Annotated in this window: 11 protein-coding genes and 1 other RNA gene; 8 read left to right on the top strand and 4 right to left on the bottom strand. The window is 71.3% G+C overall.

The window, feature by feature from the left end:
* Positions 1 to 38: 38 nt before the first annotated feature.
* Positions 39 to 1526: an NAD(P)/FAD-dependent oxidoreductase gene (locus tag AB0G16_RS23885; protein WP_362808834.1), complete on the bottom strand. Its 1488-nt coding sequence runs from the start codon at positions 1524 to 1526 to the stop codon at positions 39 to 41.
* A gap of 90 nt (positions 1527 to 1616) precedes the next feature.
* Between AB0G16_RS23885 and AB0G16_RS23880 the strand changes: the two genes are divergently transcribed.
* The 4 genes from AB0G16_RS23880 to rnpB all read left to right on the top strand — a co-directional run bounded on the left by AB0G16_RS23880 (position 1617) and on the right by rnpB (position 5105).
* The gene (locus tag AB0G16_RS23880) at positions 1617 to 2453 is read left to right on the top strand and encodes a Nif3-like dinuclear metal center hexameric protein (protein WP_362808832.1); all 837 of its coding nucleotides are present in this window, start codon (positions 1617 to 1619) and stop codon (positions 2451 to 2453) included.
* Positions 2450 to 3190, top strand: coding sequence for a DUF6510 family protein (locus AB0G16_RS23875; RefSeq protein ID WP_362808829.1), 741 nt, complete (start codon positions 2450 to 2452; stop codon positions 3188 to 3190). Before AB0G16_RS23880 ends, AB0G16_RS23875 begins: the two co-directional genes overlap by 4 nt.
* Positions 3187 to 4545, top strand: a complete 1359-nt coding sequence (locus tag AB0G16_RS23870; RefSeq protein WP_362808825.1) for a bifunctional RNase H/acid phosphatase — start codon at positions 3187 to 3189, stop codon at positions 4543 to 4545. Before AB0G16_RS23875 ends, AB0G16_RS23870 begins: the two co-directional genes overlap by 4 nt.
* A gap of 165 nt (positions 4546 to 4710) precedes the next feature.
* An RNA gene (gene rnpB / locus AB0G16_RS23865) (RNase P RNA component class A) lies at positions 4711 to 5105 on the top strand.
* Positions 5106 to 5255: 150 nt separating this feature from the next.
* Here the strand turns inward: rnpB and AB0G16_RS23860 are convergent.
* Positions 5256 to 6512, bottom strand: a complete 1257-nt coding sequence (locus tag AB0G16_RS23860; RefSeq protein ID WP_362808822.1) for a mannosyltransferase family protein — start codon at positions 6510 to 6512, stop codon at positions 5256 to 5258.
* 727 nt (positions 6513 to 7239) lie between these two features.
* On the opposite strand from AB0G16_RS23860, the gene AB0G16_RS23855 reads away from it, so the two are divergent.
* The 3 genes from AB0G16_RS23855 to AB0G16_RS23845 all read left to right on the top strand — a co-directional run bounded on the left by AB0G16_RS23855 (position 7240) and on the right by AB0G16_RS23845 (position 8875).
* Positions 7240 to 7533: a LysR family transcriptional regulator gene (locus AB0G16_RS23855; protein WP_362808819.1), complete on the top strand. Its 294-nt coding sequence runs from the start codon at positions 7240 to 7242 to the stop codon at positions 7531 to 7533.
* Positions 7424 to 7957 (top strand): Imm21 family immunity protein, encoded by a 534-nt coding sequence (locus AB0G16_RS23850; RefSeq protein ID WP_362808816.1) that lies wholly within the window; start codon positions 7424 to 7426, stop codon positions 7955 to 7957. The genes AB0G16_RS23855 and AB0G16_RS23850 overlap by 110 nt, the downstream gene beginning before the upstream one ends.
* A gap of 564 nt (positions 7958 to 8521) precedes the next feature.
* Positions 8522 to 8875 carry a DoxX family protein gene (locus AB0G16_RS23845; RefSeq protein WP_362808813.1) on the top strand — a complete coding sequence of 118 codons (354 nt, stop codon included), beginning with the start codon at positions 8522 to 8524 and terminating at the stop codon, positions 8873 to 8875.
* Positions 8876 to 9074: 199 nt separating this feature from the next.
* Here AB0G16_RS23845 and AB0G16_RS23840 read toward each other — a convergent pair whose 3' ends face one another.
* Together AB0G16_RS23840 and AB0G16_RS23835 are read right to left on the bottom strand one after the other, a co-directional pair.
* The gene (locus tag AB0G16_RS23840) at positions 9075 to 10547 is read right to left on the bottom strand and encodes a hypothetical protein (protein ID WP_362808810.1); all 1473 of its coding nucleotides are present in this window, start codon (positions 10545 to 10547) and stop codon (positions 9075 to 9077) included.
* 498 nt (positions 10548 to 11045) lie between these two features.
* Positions 11046 to 12794: a helix-turn-helix domain-containing protein gene (locus AB0G16_RS23835; protein ID WP_362808808.1), complete on the bottom strand. Its 1749-nt coding sequence runs from the start codon at positions 12792 to 12794 to the stop codon at positions 11046 to 11048.
* A 797-nt stretch (positions 12795 to 13591) separates the two neighbouring features.
* On the opposite strand from AB0G16_RS23835, the gene AB0G16_RS23830 reads away from it, so the two are divergent.
* Positions 13592 to 16282 carry a lectin gene (locus AB0G16_RS23830; protein WP_362808805.1) on the top strand — a complete coding sequence of 897 codons (2691 nt, stop codon included), beginning with the start codon at positions 13592 to 13594 and terminating at the stop codon, positions 16280 to 16282.
* The last annotated feature ends 650 nt before the right edge of the window (positions 16283 to 16932 follow it).

Raw genomic sequence — 16932 nt, 5'->3', positions numbered from 1 at the left:
CCGGTGGGTCCGGGGCCGCTCGGTCGTCGGCCGGAAGGTCAGCGGGCGAAGTGGAAGGCGTCCGGACGCGGGGCCCCGGTGACGCGGCGGTACAGCGACGCAGTCCCCGGCCAGTTGTTGGTCACCCGGCCCGCCTCGTTCTTGTACCAGCTCGCGCAGCCCGCCTGCCAGACCATGCGGCCCATGGCCCGCTCCAGGCTCCGCCGCCAGGTGGCCATCGCCTCCGGCCTGACCTCCATCGGCCCGCGCGCGGCCAGGTGCGGCAGGCACCCCATGATGTAGCGGACCTGGCACTCGATCATGAAGACGATCGAGTTGTGACCGAGGTTGGTGTTGGGCCCGTACAGCAGGAACAGGTTGGGGAAACGCGGGACGGCGATACCGAGGTAGGCCTCGGCGCCCTCCCTCCACTCCTCGGCCAGCCCCCGTCCCCCGCGCCCGGTGATCCGGACGGGGGCCAGGAACTCCGACGTCCGGAAGCCGGTCGCGTAGACGATCACGTCGGCCTCGCGGAGCCCGGCGACGGTCCGCACGCCCTCGGGGACGATCCGGGTGATCGGGTCGGTGACGACGTCCACGTCGGGGCGGGTCAGCGCGGGGTAGAACCCGCTGTCGATGACGACCCGCTTGCAGCCGAGCGGGTAGCCGGGGGTGAGCCTGGCCCGCAGTTCCGGGTCCGGGACCTGCGCGTGCAGGTGCTCCAGGGCGCGCCTGCGCACCAGGTCGGCGCTCCACCCCCCGGCCAGGGCCGGGTAGAGGGTGTTCTCGCCGTAGCGGTACAACCATTCGCGGTAGGCGCGCCGCAGCAGGGGCATCCGGTGCAGGGCCGCCCGCATGCGCGGGCCGAAGACGGCGTCGGGCTTGGGGACGACCCAGTTGGCGGTGCGCTGGAAGACGTCCAGGTGGGCGGCGACCTCGGCGACCTTCGGGACGAACTGCGCGGCCGAGGAGCCGTTCCCGATCACGGCCACCCTGCGTCCCGTCAGGTCCTGGGAGTGGTCCCAGCGGGCCGAGTGAAAGGCCGCCCCGGCGAAGGAGGACATTCCCGGGATGTCGGGCAGGTAGGGCCGGTTGAGCTGCCCCATGGCCGACACCACCACGTCGAACACCTCGTCCTCGTTCTTCTCCCCGTCCCCGTTCGCGTCCCCGTCCCCGTCCCCGTTCGCGCTCGCGGTGCGCACCCGCCACCGGCCCGACGCCTCGTCGAAGGCGGCCGAGACGACCTCGGTGTTCAGCCGGATGCGCGGGCGCAGGCCGTAGGAGTCCGCGCAGCCCTCCAGGTAGCCCAGGATCTCCGGCTGCCCGGGATAACGGCGCGTCCAGCTCGAGTACCTCTCGAAGGAGAAGGAGTACAGGTGCGAGGGGATGTCGCAACCCGCCCCCGGATAGGTGTTGTCCCGCCACGTGCCCCCGACGCCGGCCCCCTTCTCGAAGATCGTGTACGAGCGGATGCCGGCCCTCTCCAGCTGGATGGCCATGCACAGACCGCCGAATCCGGCACCGATGATCGCGATTCTCGGGCTCACGCGCGTCCTGGGGGAGGTCAGCATTCACTTACATTAGGTGATCCCTCCGTGCCGGGGAAGTGCCGGGGAACGGGCCGGTAGTCTGCGCAGGTGCCTACGCTTGCCGAGATCGTCACAGAGCTCGAGACCCGCTACGACCCGCGCTGGGCGGAGTCGTGGGACGCGGTCGGGCTCGTCTGCGGGGACCCCTCCGCCGAGGTGCGCCGCATCCTGTTCGCGGTCGACCCGACCGCCGCCGTCGCCCGCGAGGCCCTCGACTGGGGCGCCGACCTCATCGTCACCCACCACCCGCTCTACCTGCGCGGCACCAGCAGCGTCGCGGCCACCACCCCCAAGGGGCGGCTGGTCCACACGCTCATCAGGAACGACGTCGCGCTCTTCGCCGCGCACACCAACGCCGACGTCGCCGACCCCGGCGTCTCCGACGCGCTCGCCCGCGCCGTCGGCCTGACCGGCCCGCTCGTCCCGCTCAGGCCCGCCGACGACGACTCCCGGCGCGGCCTGGGACGGATCGGCTCGCTGCCCGCCCCCGTACCGCTCGCCGAGTTCGCCCGGCGGGCCGCGCGCGGCCTGCCCGCCACCGCCGGTGGCCTGCGGGTCGCCGGGGACCTCGAACGCCCCGTGCTGCGGGTCGCGGTCAGCGGGGGAGCGGGGGACTCCCTGCTCGGCGCGGCCCGCGCCGCCGGGGTGGACGTGTTCCTCACCGCCGACCTCCGTCACCACCCGGCGAGCGAGTTCGTCGAGGACCCCGGCGCCCCCGCGCTGATCGACGCCGCCCACTGGGCCACCGAATGGCCCTGGCTCGCCGACGCGGCGGGCCATCTCACGTCCGCGTTGGCCGCGCGGGGGATTAATGTTGAGACGCGCGTATCCGAGACGGTCACGGACGCCTGGAACACAACAGCAAAGTGCGAGGATTTCACGTGAAAGCAGCCCCTGCGGCCCAGAAGCGTCTGCTTGACCTGGCCGAACTCGACTCCGCCCTCGACAGGCTGGCCCACCGCCGCCGCACCCTGCCGGAGCTGGCCCAGATCGACGAGCTCTCCGCCCGCATCGCCCGCATCGCGACGCAGGTGATCGCCGCCGAGACCGAGTCCGGGGACCTCGCCCGTGAGCAGACCAAGGCCGAGGCCGACGTCGACTCGGTCCGCAGCCGCGCCACGCGCGACCAGAAGCGCCTCGACTCCGGCCAGGTCTCCTCCCCCAAGGACCTGGCCAGCCTCCAGTCCGAGATCGCCTCCCTGAGCCGCAGGCAGAGCGACCTGGAGGAGGTCGTCCTGGAGATCATGGAGCGCCGCGAGACCGCCGACGCGCAGGTCGCCAGGCTCGTGGCCGAGCGCGACGAGCTCGCCGGCACCCGCGGCACCGCCGAGGACCGCAGGGACGCCGTCTTCGCCGAGATCGACAAGGAGAAGGGCGAGCTCCAGGCCAGGCGCGAGGAGGTCGCCGGCGACATCCCGGCCGACCTGCTCGCCCTCTACGGCAAGCTCCGGGAGCAGTTCGGGGTGGGCGCGGCGATGTTGCAGGGCGCCCGCTGCCAGGGCTGCCGCACGAGCCTGTCCATCGCCGAGATCAACCGCATCAAGGCCGCCTCGCACGAGGAGGTCATCCGCTGCGAGGAGTGCCGCCGGATCCTGGTCCGCACCGCCGAGTCCGGCCTGTGACCCCTCCCGCGTCCGGGTCCGGGTCCTCCTCCGCGGCCTCGTACGTCGTCGAGGCCGACGGCGGCTCCCGGGGCAACCCGGGGCCGGCCGGGTACGGGGCCGTCGTCAAGGACGCCGCCGACGGCCAGATCCTGGTCGAGACGGCCGAGGCGATCGGCACCCAGACCAACAACGTCGCCGAGTACCGGGGCCTCATCGCGGGCCTTGCCTCCCTGCTGTCCCTGGCCGGGGACGGCGCCAGGGTCGAGGTCCGGATGGACTCCAAGCTGGTCGTGGAGCAGATGGCCGGCCGCTGGAAGATCAAGAACGAGGGCCTGCGCCCACTCGCCCTGGAGGCCGGGGCCCTGGCCCGGCGCCTCAAGGTCACCTGGCGCTGGATCCCCCGGGAGAAGAACAAGGACGCCGACCGCCTGGCCAACGAGGCCATGGACGCCGCCGCCAAGGGGCGCCCCTGGTCCCTGTCGGCGTCGTCGGCCTCCTCGGGCGCGGTGGCCGGAACGTCCGCCGCCCCGGCCGCGAGACCGACCACCTCGTCCGCGACCGGACAGTCCGGCGGCCGATCCTCCATCGCCAAGGGCGCCTCCACCGCGAAGGGCGCCTCCGCCACCCTCACCGGCGGTGGGCCCGCCGAGGACCTGCTCCTCTTCGACACCGTCACCGAGCTCGCGGAGTCGCCGGCGAAGGGGGAGCGGAAGGCCACGCCGACGAGCCCCGGCACCGGATGGCGCCCGCCCACCTCCGTCGCGACCTCGCTGTACCTGCTCCGGCACGGCGAGACGCCCTTCTCGGTCGAGCGCAGGTTCTCCGGGCTCGGCGACCCCGAGCTCACCCCCAACGGCGTCGCACAGGCCGAGGCCGCCGCCGCGAAACTGGCGCGGGAGTCGTACGGCCTCCAGATGATCGTCAGCTCCCCGCTCAGGCGCGCCCGCGCCACCGCCGAGGCCGTCGCCGCCAGGACAGGCCTGGACGTCGTCGTCGAGGAAGGGCTCAGGGAGACCGACTTCGGCGACTGGGAGGGCCACACCTTCACCGAGATCCAGCGCCGCTGGCCCGACGAGCTCTCCGCGTGGCTGGCGGACCCGTCCGTCGCGCCGCCGGGCGGGGAGAGTTTCGAGGCGGCGGCACGGCGGGTCGAGGCGACCAGGGACCTGCTGATCGAGCGTCACCAAGGGAAGACGATCCTCGTCGTCTCCCACGTCACGCCGATCAAGATGCTGGTGCGGTTCGCGCTGCTGGCCCCCCTGGCCGCGCTGTACCGCATGCACCTCGACCTGTCGGCCCTGTCCCTGATCGAGTACTACGCCGACGGCCCGTCGGTGGTGAAGGCGTTCAACGACACCTCGCACCTGCGCTGAACCGGCGGTCCCGGGGCCATGATCGAATCCGGCGCGGGGGCGGTACACCGGACACTTCGGCCGTGTCCTGGCGTGTTCCGTCCCGCTCGGTCCTCGTTCCAGCGTGGGCGACTCGCCGCTCGGTCGGAGCCCATGTGGGAGCCGATAGGCTTGGATCACGGCGGACGAGCCGGCCGGGCGGCCGCGTCGGGTCTCTTCGGAGGCCCGCCGAGGAAGGTCCGGGCTCCACAGGGCAGGGTGGTCGGTAACGCCGACCCGGGGCGACCCGCGGGAAAGTGCCACAGAGAACAGACCGCCCCGTCGCGAGACGGGGTAAGGGTGAAACGGTGGTGTAAGAGACCACCAGCGCCCACGGTGACGTGGGCGGCTCGGTAAACCCCACCCGGAGCAAGGTCAAGAAGGGACGCTCCCCGGAGCGTCCCGCGCGCGGCGTTCGAGGGCTGCCCGCCCGAGCCGCGCGGGTAGACCGCTTGAGGCCGCCGGCAACGACGGCCCTAGATGGATGGTCGCCCCTTCACGCGAGTGAGGGACAGAACCCGGCCTACAGGCCGACTCGTCCGCCCTTCCCCCTCTGACCTGCGGTGGGGTCCTCGCCGGGCAAGATCAACACGGCCGGGGGCGCAGCCCTGACGGCACCCGCCGCCCCGCGCCCGCCCTGACGCCCGCCGGTGGACCGCCGGGCGCGGGCGCAGTGCCGGGCGCGGGCGGTGTCAGCCGATCCACGCGCCGGTGGTGAAGTTCCCGGTGTTGATCGCCATGACCGGGATCATGACGGCCATGCTCGCCAGCCACACCCAGGGTCTTCGCACCCCCGCGACGCCGATGGCGATCCACAGGGGGAACCAGGTCAGCGACCCCCGGCCGATCGACATGTAGAACGACGACAGGGTGAGGAAGGACAGCACCTGGGGGGTGATGTACGCCAGCTCCGGCCACTTGCGCCGTACCGCGAGGCAGCCGGCCAGCACCAGCAGCACCGCGGCCGAGATGATCTCCTCGTAGTAGGACGTGGTGAGCGAGGCGACGTCGTCGGACATGTTCCAGGTGTTGGCGAGCGCCTCCCACGGCCAGACGGCGTGCCGGCCCCAGAACCGGTCCTGCACCGAGTTGTAGGCCAGCCAGTCGCCGGTGCGGGTCCACTGGTAGAAGATGTACAGCACGAGCGGCACACCGGGGAGCGCGAGCCAGGGCAGCAGGCGCCACCCGCCCGGGCGTTTGCGGCCGTTCTCCGCCACCAGGAACATGACCAGCAGCCCGAAGGCCAGGAACAGGCCGGAGATGCGCACCATGGCGGCTCCGGTGGCGCACAGCGCGGCGTCCTCCCAGCGGCCGTTCCTGGCGAGCAGCCACGCCGAGACGGCCAGGGCGAGGAACAGCGCCTCCGAGTAGCCCGAGTACAGGAACACGGCGAACGGGCTGAGGAACAGCGCCGCCACCGTGTACCGGCCGCTGCCTGCCGCGTACGTCTCGGCGAGCCGCGACAGCGCCACCGCGAGCACCGCGCTGGCCACCAGCGAGATGATCATCGTGGCCAGCCGGCCGTCCTCGACGACCGGCCGCATCACCTTGATCAGTATCGCCATGCCGGGGAAGAACGCCGGCAGCTTCTCGGCGTCCTGCATGCCCGGGGGGCCGTCGTAGCCGAAATGGGCGATGGCGATGAAGTTCTCGGCGTCCCAGCGGGTGAACCGGTTGAGGAAGGGGTCGGTGGTCCGGCCGGGGGCGGCCAGGTAGGCGTAGATCAGCACACCGACGTGCGACAGCGCCCAGAGGAGCAGGGCCAGCCGGTCGCCGGGGTCGGTCAGGAACCTGGGCACCCACCGCCGCCCGGCCACCTCACCGGTCGGCTCGCCGGTCGCCTTGCTGGAAGTCTCACCGGTCGGCTCGCCGGGGCGTGCGCCGGGTTCCGCGTCGGCCGGTTCCGGCTCCGTGATCTCCACCGGTCCGGCGGGCGCGCGATCAGTCACGCGATAATCCTTATATAACCGCAAAATCCGGGCAACTGGTTGCCCACGAAATGATCCTTCCGTGCCGGCCCGTCCCAGCTCGTCTCCTGCGAAGACCACTTCCGTCCGGTGGCGGGACACCCCGCCCCGCCGTGAAACTTCCACGCGGTGCCGGCCGCCGTGCCCGCCGTGCCCGCTGTGCCCGGTGGTGCCTCGGAACCGGCGTCCGGCGGTGGCGCGGACCGCGCCCTCGCCTCGGCGAGGCCGGTGGTGGTCATGGTTCTTCCGTCGTCGATCTCGTCATGGGCCGGCCCGTGCCGTCTTTCCCCGGCCCGTGCCGTCTTTCCCCGGCCCGTGCCGTCTTTCCCCGGCCTGTGCCGCCTTTCCCCGCCCCGTGCCGCCTTCCCCCGGCCCGTGCCGCCTCCCCCGGCCCGCGGCCACGGGCCCGTCGGGTCACCCGGACAGGGCGCGGCGCAGGACGTCGCCGAGTTCGGCGATCTGGCGCCGCGACACCTCGGCGGACAGGATCGCCTGCGAGCCGTGGAAGGTGCCGGGTCACTGGTGCAACTCCACCGACACGCCCGCCCGCAGCAGGCCGGCGCCGCCGACAGCCCCGACCGGTCCTGGTGGGAGGCCCGTACCGCCCTGCGCTTCACCACCTCGCGCAGGCCGGTCGTCCACTACGACGGTCTGGGCGCGATGGCACTGCCGGCGCAGGTGCCCGCGAGGCCATGCGGGGCATCCCGACATGGCCGTGATCGCCCGGATGGCCGGCACCCCGGAGGATCTCGACACCCTGGACGCCTACTGCGAGACCGGCTCCCCGCGCCGGGCCGCCGACCTTCTCCACCCGCACCACAGCAGCGTCTCCCGCCGCGTCGAACAGCTCCGAAGGACGCTGGGCGTCAACCTGACCGAACTTTTCCGCGGACATGCCGATGAAAGCGAGGCCATCAGTGCTTCACACCTGGGTTCAGAGTGCGGGAGGGCCGCTGATCGCCGTCCCCGGGTCCGAGTTGAACGACTGGGCGGGTGTGGATGACAACGACGGTCCCGTGGAGACGTGGGGTGACTACGGCCGCGCCTGTGCTGTCGAGGGCTACGTCGGCCTTGTCGTCGTCGGTGCGCAGCACGCCCTTGTCCTCGGCGACGAGCCGGCCATGACGACCTACCTGGCGACCGAGCGTCTCTTCGTGCGCTGGGCCGCCGCCGATTCCGAGACCGAGCTGGTCGCGGCGGCCAGGCGGGTCCTGGCAGGTGAACCGGATTGGGACGATGACGAGGACCTGAGGTGGGAGGTGCGAGAGCCGGTCGTGCTCTTCGACTCCGCGATTCCCGGTGCCGAGGTGGAGCCCGGCGACCGGCTCGTCGTCGATCTCGATCCCGGGGAGTACAGGGTCCGGGCCACCTCTACGAAGGACGAGGACAACTGGATGATCCTCGTCCATCTCCAGCCGACGTCCTGAGTGCCGGGAGCGCTCCGCGCCGGTGCGCTCCCGTACGGGTCGAGCGGCCAGGGGTCAGGGCAGGCCGTCCCAGGGGTCGTGGACTACCTTCCTCGGGCCCGCTGCCCGTCCCGCAGGAGGCCCGGCCGAGGGCGCATCGAGGGCCGCACCGCATCTGCGGGCGGCGGCAGGAGACGTCGGTTCCCTGCTCGACAACGCGGGGCCGCGCGATCGCTCGCGTCCTCTTCGACGGGCTCGGGTGAGAGACCGGGGGTCACGGTGTCGACGGCTTCCCGTCACGGCTGCCCTCGCCGGCTCGGCGAGCAGCGCACCGAGTCGTGGGATCGGCGCGCCGCCTGACGTTCGTGGTGGTCGTTTCGTCGGACTACGTGGACGCCGGGTCGCAACGCTCGAACACCGCTGAGACCGAGAGGGGGAACTCGGCATGCCCGCGCGCATGCCGTCCCCGCGCGCTCGGGCGGTCGTCACATCTCACGCCGCCCGCCGGGGACGCGCGGAGGTCGACGACGCGCCGGCAGGTTCGCGCGACGGAAGTTCCCGAAGAGAACAACCACAAGGAGGATCATGTTCGCCGTTTATGTCACCGTCACCGTCTTCGCCTCGGTGTTGAACGGCAGTGCCGCCGTCATTTACCTGATCGGCCACGAATTCCCGAAGGCTCAGCTGGACATGAAGCGCCTGCCGCGGTCGTGGGCGCCGGTGCTGGGCATGTTGCTGGCGGCGGGTTCCCTGGGGCTGTTGGGTGGGTTCGCCATACCGATGCTGGGGACACTCGCCGCCGCCGGCCTCGTCCTGTACTTCGTCGGCGCGCTCCTCGCGCACCTGCGCGTGGGTTCCCGCACGCTCGTGAACTGGGCCGGGTTCCTCGTCACCGCGGTGGCCGCACTCGCCGTGAACCTGGTCCACCACTGGTGGTGACATCCCTGGAGAGGGGCTCACCCGCCTGGCCACCGCCGCGCGGCGCCGGCTCCGCCTCCGGGACGGGACGGGAGCGTGCCGAACGCCTGCGGACGGCGGCGCCGCCCGCTGATGCGCGCCCGCCCGCCGTGCGCGCGTGCGGGTCGGCGACGACCTCCACGGCAGGCTGCACCTCCTCCACGCCCCGTTCCTGCGCGGGTTAGAAGTCGCGCCACTCGTCGAGCCAGTCGGCGGCCTGGGGATCGGGGACGCCGGCGCGTTGCGCCAGGTCGCAGAAGGCGTCCGCGGCCTCTTCCCGCCGGAGCGTGTCGATGATCCCGTAGCGTTCGTCGATCCCGTTGAGTTTCTCCACGAGGGCCCGCAGGATCGGCCGCGCCGCATCCGCCGTGGCGGGATCGCCGGCGGGCAGGCGGTCGACGGCACGCAAGGCGGACGCGTAGGCCTCGCACGCGGCGGCGCCCGCTCGCTCGTCGTCGTCGACCCAGTCACGCAGCGGGTTGTCGACGTTGGCCGCCAGCCAGGCGTCGGACTTGGCGCCCTGGACGGTCAGGTGAACGGGTGTGCCCTTGTAGCGAGCCTTGAGAGGGGTGGCCTGGCTGCGGCGGATCCCGTCGATGCCCAGGCGGCGCAGGGACGCGCCCGAGGGCGGCAGGGAGGACGCGTCGACGCCGTAGGCGTCGTTGAGCCGCAGGGTGTGCAGCCGCGGGAAACCGCTCACGTCGAACGCGTCCAGCAGCCAGCCGTACGGCCGGCTCCACCACACGTGCAGCGACTCCAGGTCGGTGAGGGCTTCCAGCACGGCCGGCGACAGGTCACCCCTCACGTGGAGATCGAGATCGCGGACTCCGTGCAGGCCGTCCGGGACGGCGTCGGCCGCCGAGGTCATGGTCAGCCGGACCCACCGGCCGTCCTCGGCCGCCTCGACCGCTTCGGGTGGTCCGCCCGTCAGGTGCAGGCCCATCAGCCCGGGTGGCAGGCGCAGGTGCCGGAGCCCGGTGCCGCGGATCGCCAGTGTGGTGAGGTGCGTCGTGCTCAGGTCGACGGTGCCGGGCGGATCGTTCCAGGTGAGCCGATCGATGAGAGGCCGGGCGGTGAGAGCCTCGGCGAGGCCGCGGTCGGGGCCGGAATGCCGCAGGGCGGTCAGGCGGGGCAGCGCGTCCAGGGCGGTCCAGCGGATCCGGGGGAGGTGAGCCGGAAGGTCGAGATCGTGCGTCGTGGCGCGCAGGGACAGCGGTCCGCCGCCGAGATCGACCGTGACCGGATCGTGGATGTGCCCGTTGTAGGCGGCCTTGGCGTCCGCGGGCACCCGCAGGTCCCAGCGCCGCTGGCGGACGATGGACAGCGGCACGTTCTCCCAGACGCCGTAGGAGTCGGTCTCCCGCGGGACACCGGGAAGGAGTGGCATCCGCCCGAGCCGGACGAGATCCGGTGGCGGGGGAACGGAGAGGTCGACCCTGAGGGCGTCCGTCCTCTCCGGCCCCTTCGACCAGTTGTGGTGGGTGAGGACGAGAGGGGCCGCCGAGGAGAGCTCCTCCAGGGTGGGCATCGTCTCCGAGTACCAGTCGAGCGCGCACACCGTCCCCCAGCCGTCGGCGTCGATCCCGCCCACCTGGCACGCGCCGTAACCGCCCAGCGGCAGGGGCACGACCGCGACGTCTCCGGCTTTCATCATGGTCGTGAAGGTAGCAACCGCCTACGACAGGATCACATTCGCCGGCCGGGCCGCCCGGAGGGTGACGGCCGGCGCGAGCGGGACGGCGAGGTGACGGACCGGGCGGTGCTTTCCCGGGGCCGTGTGCGGTCCTCTTTCGCAGGCCGGGTGCACGACGACCGGGTCGGACGCCGACGCGCCGTGTGTCCTGAGCCGCTCGCGAACGAGCCGGCGTCCGTCCCCCGTGACGTGAGACAGAGTGACAGCCCCAACCACCACCGGCAACGCCCGGAGACCCTCCTGGGACACTGGGACGAAAGCCCCCATCCCACCTGCGCGAACGCGGAAAAATGGGACGTCCCAACATCGGGAGCGCCTTGGCCGTCGCCTGCCCGGCATCCCGCCCGCGCGCGGCCCGGTGATGGACGTGCCCGCCCGTGGGCGCGGTCCTCGACGCCTGTCCGGCAGGGCCGGAGCCGGCACGCGGGCAGGCACGCCGGCTGCTCCGTCGCCGGGGACTCAGGACCGGGATTCGATGAGGATCGGCTCTTCGGTGACCGTGATCGTGTCTCCCGGCCGGACGGCCTCCGTGGTGCCGTCCAGCCGGCGCACCGCGCGGACGCGAGGGCCGGCCGTGGTCTCGGCCGTTCCGGCGATCGTCCAGCGGATCGTCGCCTCGTGGTGGTCCCCGGGTTTGGCGACGGTGACCTCGCACTGCCAGACGTTCTCCGGCATGCCGACGGCGATCCCGTGGCCGCATGAACGGCTGTGGGCGTGGACCAGCCACCGCTGCAGTTGCTCCACCGCCAGCGCGGCGTGGGTGGGGACTCCTCCCACCGCCTGCAGGACGATCGGGATCTTGGTGCCGCCCCAGTTGTAGAAGTACATGCGTTCGAGGTTGAGGTTGCGCGCGTACAGGCCGGTGAGGAAGAAGCGCACGGCATGGTTCCTGGCCCTGGTCTCGTCCAGCGGTCGCTGCAGCCGAATCGAGTAGGTGGTGCCGGTGTTCCACAGCCGGGGATGGATGCCGGCCTGGTGGAACGCCCGGTCGACGGTGGTCACGAGTTCCAGCATGCTTTCCGGCGGGTCGGACGGGGTGCGCTGGTGAAGCTTGATCCCGGCGACGTCGCAGTGACCGTACCCGCCGAGCGCGACGAACCGCTGGAACGCCTGACGGCCTTCGGCGGTCCACAACTGCCCCATACCCGGGCATACCAGGGTCGCTTCGGGGTCTGCGGCCCGAATGATCCGGCTGGCCCGGCGTGTCATCTCCACCAGGGTCTCCATGCTGCCCGCGTAGAATCGCCGGTCGTTGCCCAGCACCCACAGCTCGTAGGCCTGGATGCGCCCCCCGTAGCGCTTCACCAGAGCGCGCAGGAACACGTCCCAGTCGTTCAGGTCGTCGGGCGGCGCCGCTCGCGTGCCGTCCGGGTAGGGGGCCGGGGGACCCGCGGGACTGGCCCACGGGGGAGTGCCACCCATGACGAACAACACGGGGAGCCCGGCCTTCTCCGCGCCCTCGACGTGCCGGTCGAGCACCGACCAGTCGAACGCGCCCCGCTCCGGCTGGATCTCCGCCCAGCGTGTCCCGCCGTCCCACAGGCGCACCGCGCCGACCCGGAACGTCGGCATGGCCCCGGTCCCGGTGTTGAGGGTGACACCGAAGAGCGTGCGCGGCACCGCCGCCTCGGGCAGGGTCCACGAGGGGCCGCTCACCCACTGCGGCGTCCGCCGGGAAGGCTGCGGCGCGGGCGACGAGCTCGCCGCCAGGACGAACACGCACAGGATCATCAGTCCCACACCGAGGAACGTCTTGTGCCGCACGTCGCCGGACCTGAATCGCCGCGGGGTCACGCCGCTCGCCGACGGTTCCGGAGTTCCCCCGGCCGCCTCACGGCCCCGTGGGCCCGGCCCCGTGCCCTGCCGATCCGGGGCCGGGGTGTTCTCGGCGGCCCCGATCTCGTCGGCGTCCGCGGGAGGGTGCGACGGCACGAGCCCGGGTGTCCCCGCCGCTTCGTGTTCCGAGGAGGCGATCGCGTGCGTCCACCGCCGGTACAGCTCGTCCAGCTCGGCCTTGCTCGCACCGCACGCTTTGGCGATGCGCTCCAGCGTCCCATAGCTGTCCGGCACGATCTCGCCGCGGCAGTAGCGGTGAACGGTGGATCGGCTCATGCCGGTGCGGCGTGCCAGCGCCTCGTAGCTGCGTCCGCTGCGCCGCTTCAGTTCGGCGAGCAGTTCAGCCAGAGCCTCCGCCGACGCTCCTCCCATCTCTCATCTCCCTCGATCCGGAATGGTGGAGCATCCTGGGCCGACGAAAAACCTACTGCCTCGCCGCTTCCGGTGCCAGCGACGGTCGCGGGCACGTTCCCCGCCCGGTCAGGTGGAACGGAGACCCACCCGCCTTGCGAGGTGTTCGGGATCTCCGCCCGAGACCGGCGCCGTTGCCGGCCCGGCCGGACGGGGACGCGCCGCACCCGGTGGACCGTGGTGTGGGCCCGCCCGCGCGGGACCGGCGCCGTCCGCCTCTCACACGCCGACGGGCGGCCGATGCGCCCGTCATCGGTGAAAGTTTCATCGATGAATACGATTCATCACCCCTGACGGGAACGGCGTCGTCCCTTGCGCCCGCCCGGAGGGCCGGCCGATCCGGCGGGGATCCGGTGCGCCGCGGGCGCCGCGCGGGGGGTCGCGCCGACGGCCGGCAACCGCCGCGGCGACGGAGACATCGGTGCCTGAACTGGAGGATCGGGCCCGCGAGCCGCCAGGCCGCACCGCACGCACGACCGGCGGGGTCCCGCCGGGACTCGCGGGCGGTCCGCCACGTCGCGGAAAGTCGCCCGCCGTCGCGGTGCTCGGGCGGACGAGGACGCGCCTCTCCCGGCTCCGTCGACTGTTGCGGGACGCCTCCGTTGATGCGACATTACCGCCAGACGTCATTCGGCATACGTCATACGTTTGCAGAACGGTAACGACATGTCTGTTGCGGACCTATGAGGGCGAATTCTGCTCCGGCGGGGTGACCGCACGGTGAACACCCCGCTCGGGACCAGCGAAAGGAACAGAGCGTGAAGTCAGCCTCGTCCACCATCGGGAAGGCGTCAGCGGCGCTCGCGGTGTTCGTCGCCGCCGTACTGCCGGCCCTCGCAGGTAACACCGCGGCCTCGGCGGCGGCCCAGGCGACCTACTACGTCGCCCCCGACGGCGACGACGCCAACCCCGGGACGATCACCTCGCCGTTCAGGACCCTGCAGCGCGCCAGGGACGTCGTCCGCACGGTGAACGCCGGCATGACCGACGACATCCACGTGTACCTCCGCGGGGGCACCTACCCGGTCGGCGGCACGATCGACTTCACGCCGGCCGACTCCGGGACGAACGGTCACCGGGTGATCTACGCCGCCTACCAGAACGAGACGCCGATCCTCAGCGGAGGCGTTCAGGTCACCGGGTGGACGCAGCACAGCGGCAACATCTGGAAGGCCCCGCTGAACCGCGCCAACAAGCTCCGCGCGCTCTACGTCAACGACAAGCGGGCCTACATGGCCTCGAAGACGATCGCGTCGGCGGGGTGCTCGGGGACCTACACCGTCACGGCCGGGCAGGCGCCCTGGGCGTGGGAGTCGGGCTCGCAGTGCGCGGGGGCGAAGTACGGCCTGAACGACTTCCCCGCCGTCGCCGGCAATCACGACGACATCGAGGTGGAGACGGGGACGACCTGGACCACGGCCATCGTGGGAGTCCGGCAGGTGACCTCCGACGGCGCGAACCGCATCGCCCTGTTCCAGCAGCCGGGAGCGGCCATCGCCCAGGGCGCCTTCAACGGGAACGCCCAGGTCGGCGGCACCCACAAGGTCATGAACGCCTACGAGTTCCTGGACGCGCCGGGCGAGTTCTTCTTCGACAAGACGAGCCGGACGGTCTACTACTACAAGACGGCCTCCGAGAACATGACGACCGCGTCGGTGTTCGCGCCGAACAACGTGTCCACCCTCATCAGGGTCGCCGGCACCTCCACGAGTAATCGCGCCCGGAACATCACGTTCTCCGGCCTCACGGTCCAGCACTCCGACTGGAACCTGTTCAACGTGGCCGGCTCGGTGCTCAAGCAGGCCCAGCAGGGCAATCTCGGCGCACAGGCGTACGCCAAGCAGAACTTCCACGTGTACTACTACCGCAACGTCGACATGGCGCCGGGCATCATCCAGATCGACAACGCCGACGGGCTCGTCCTGGAGAGAAACCGGATCCAGCACACCGGCGTCGACGGGATCAACATGGTCAACGACGTGGTGAACACGAAGCTGATCGGAAACCACACGAACGACATCGCCGGCTCCGCCATCGCCGTGGGCCACCCCCAGCACGTCTACATCGGGGACCACGCCGCGACGAACCGCGAGAAGTACCCCGCCCAGGTCGAGGGCGCGCCCAAGAACATCGAGATAAGGAACAACTACCTCTACGACAGCGCCGTGCTGTTCAACGGGCACAGCCCCATCTCGGCGTACTTCGCCGACGGCCTGTCCGTCCAGCGCAACCGCATCGAGAAGACCCCGTGGTCCGGTGTGACGCTCGGCTGGGGCTGGTGGAACTTCGACGGGTCGTCGGGCTCGATCGCGCCCAACCGGCCGACCACCACGGCGAAGAACAACACCATCAGCCACAACCACTTCATCGACACGGTGCAGCGCCTGAGCGACACGGCCCCCGTCTACACGCTGGGCAGCCAGCCGGGGACCACGATCACCGACAACTACATGCAGGGCGTCCCGTCCGGCCACAAGTACGGACTCCACCCGGACGAGGGCTCGGCGTACATGACCTTCCGCGACAACGTCCTGAGCGTGGACAAGAACATCACGTGGCTCATCAACTCCGACGACTTCGGGCGTAAGCACGACCTGAGCATCACGCGGACGTACGGTCCCATCAACAAGGTCTCCAACAAGAACCTGCCGAACAGCACGGTCCAGGACATCCTCGTGTCCTCCGACTACGTCTGGCCGTCGCAGGCCTACGGCATCGCCGTGAACTCCGGACTCGAGGACGCCTACAGGAACATCATTCCCCCGGGCAATCTCTCCCTGCCGGACTACGTCCTGCCCGCCAGCACGTTCGTCGCCGCCGGTACGACGTCGATTCCCATCCGCGGCGCCGGCGACGCGGGCAAGGCGGTCTGGCTGGCCCCCTCGGGGACGACGTCCTTCACCGCCGGCGCCACGATGACCAGGGCGAGCGGGACCGCCACCTCCATCGCCGTCCCGGCGTCGGCCGGTGAGTACCGCCTCTACGTCGTGGACGCCCAGGGGAACCGGTCGGCCGAGTCGAAGTCCCTCGTCAGGCAGGGGAACGGCGGAGGCAACCAGCAGAACGGCACGATCGTGGGCGGCCAGTCGGGCCGGTGCGTGGACGTCACCGGCGCCGCGGCGACCAACGGCGCCCAGGCACAGCTGTGGGACTGCAACGGGGGTACCAACCAGCGGTGGACGTACACCTCGGGCAAGCAGTTGCAGGTGTTCGGCAACAAGTGCCTGGACGCCTCCGGCCAGGGCACCGTGAACGGCACCCAGGTGGTGATCTGGGACTGCAACGGACAGGCCAACCAGCAGTGGAACCTCAACGCCAACGGCACCGTCACCGGTGTGCAGTCCGGGCTGTGCCTGGACGCCTTCGGCGGTGGCACCGCCAACGGTACGAAGGTCATTCTGTGGTCGTGCAACGGCGGCACGAACCAGCGGTGGACCCTGCGCAACTGACGTGAGGTCCTGCCGGGCCGCGGACGGTCCACACGCACCGTCCGCGGTCCGTCAGCCGACCCGTCAGGCCGTCGTGCCGTCGTGCCGCCCAGGATCGGGGCCGCGCGTCGGATGTGCGGCGCGGGCATGCCCGATGTCACCACGACCTGGCCGGCCCGGCGCCGTGCGCGCGGGCCGTACACGTCGTCTCGGGCCGCCGGGGTTCGACGACGCCCCTTCCTCACCCGGGCCTTCCGCGTCCACCGCGGCACGACACCGACGAACGTCGACAGGACCCACTCCGCCCCGGCGGGCACGCAAGAACAAGAAACCCGTCCTGAAAAATCAACGACTTTCTCCGTGCCTCACCTCAGACTCAAAATCGTGTCAGGACATAGCCCTCATTTGCGGCATATGGGGACGAGTGCCTCTGCGCCTGAGTCACGACAAGGGCGGGAACCGGCCGTGCGTGATCTCTTGCTTTTCCCGCCCTCCGAGCCGTTGCCTCGGGTCCGGCCAGGACTCGTGACGGGGCCGGTCGACGCGGAGACGACCGGTTTCCGCGTGACGTTCTCGGAGGGGTATCGGGCCGCTGCAGGTACGGGAAGTTAATGGTTTCGTCGGAGGTGGGATCGGGTTGGCTGATAGGGCTGGGGCGACGGTTTTGTTGT

This window comes from Streptosporangium sp. NPDC023615 (assembly GCF_040640155.1).
GTDB lineage: Bacteria > Actinomycetota > Actinomycetes > Streptosporangiales > Streptosporangiaceae > Streptosporangium.
The sequence above is the reverse complement of the archived record's forward strand: the minus strand, read 5'-3'. Positions and strand labels throughout refer to the sequence as shown.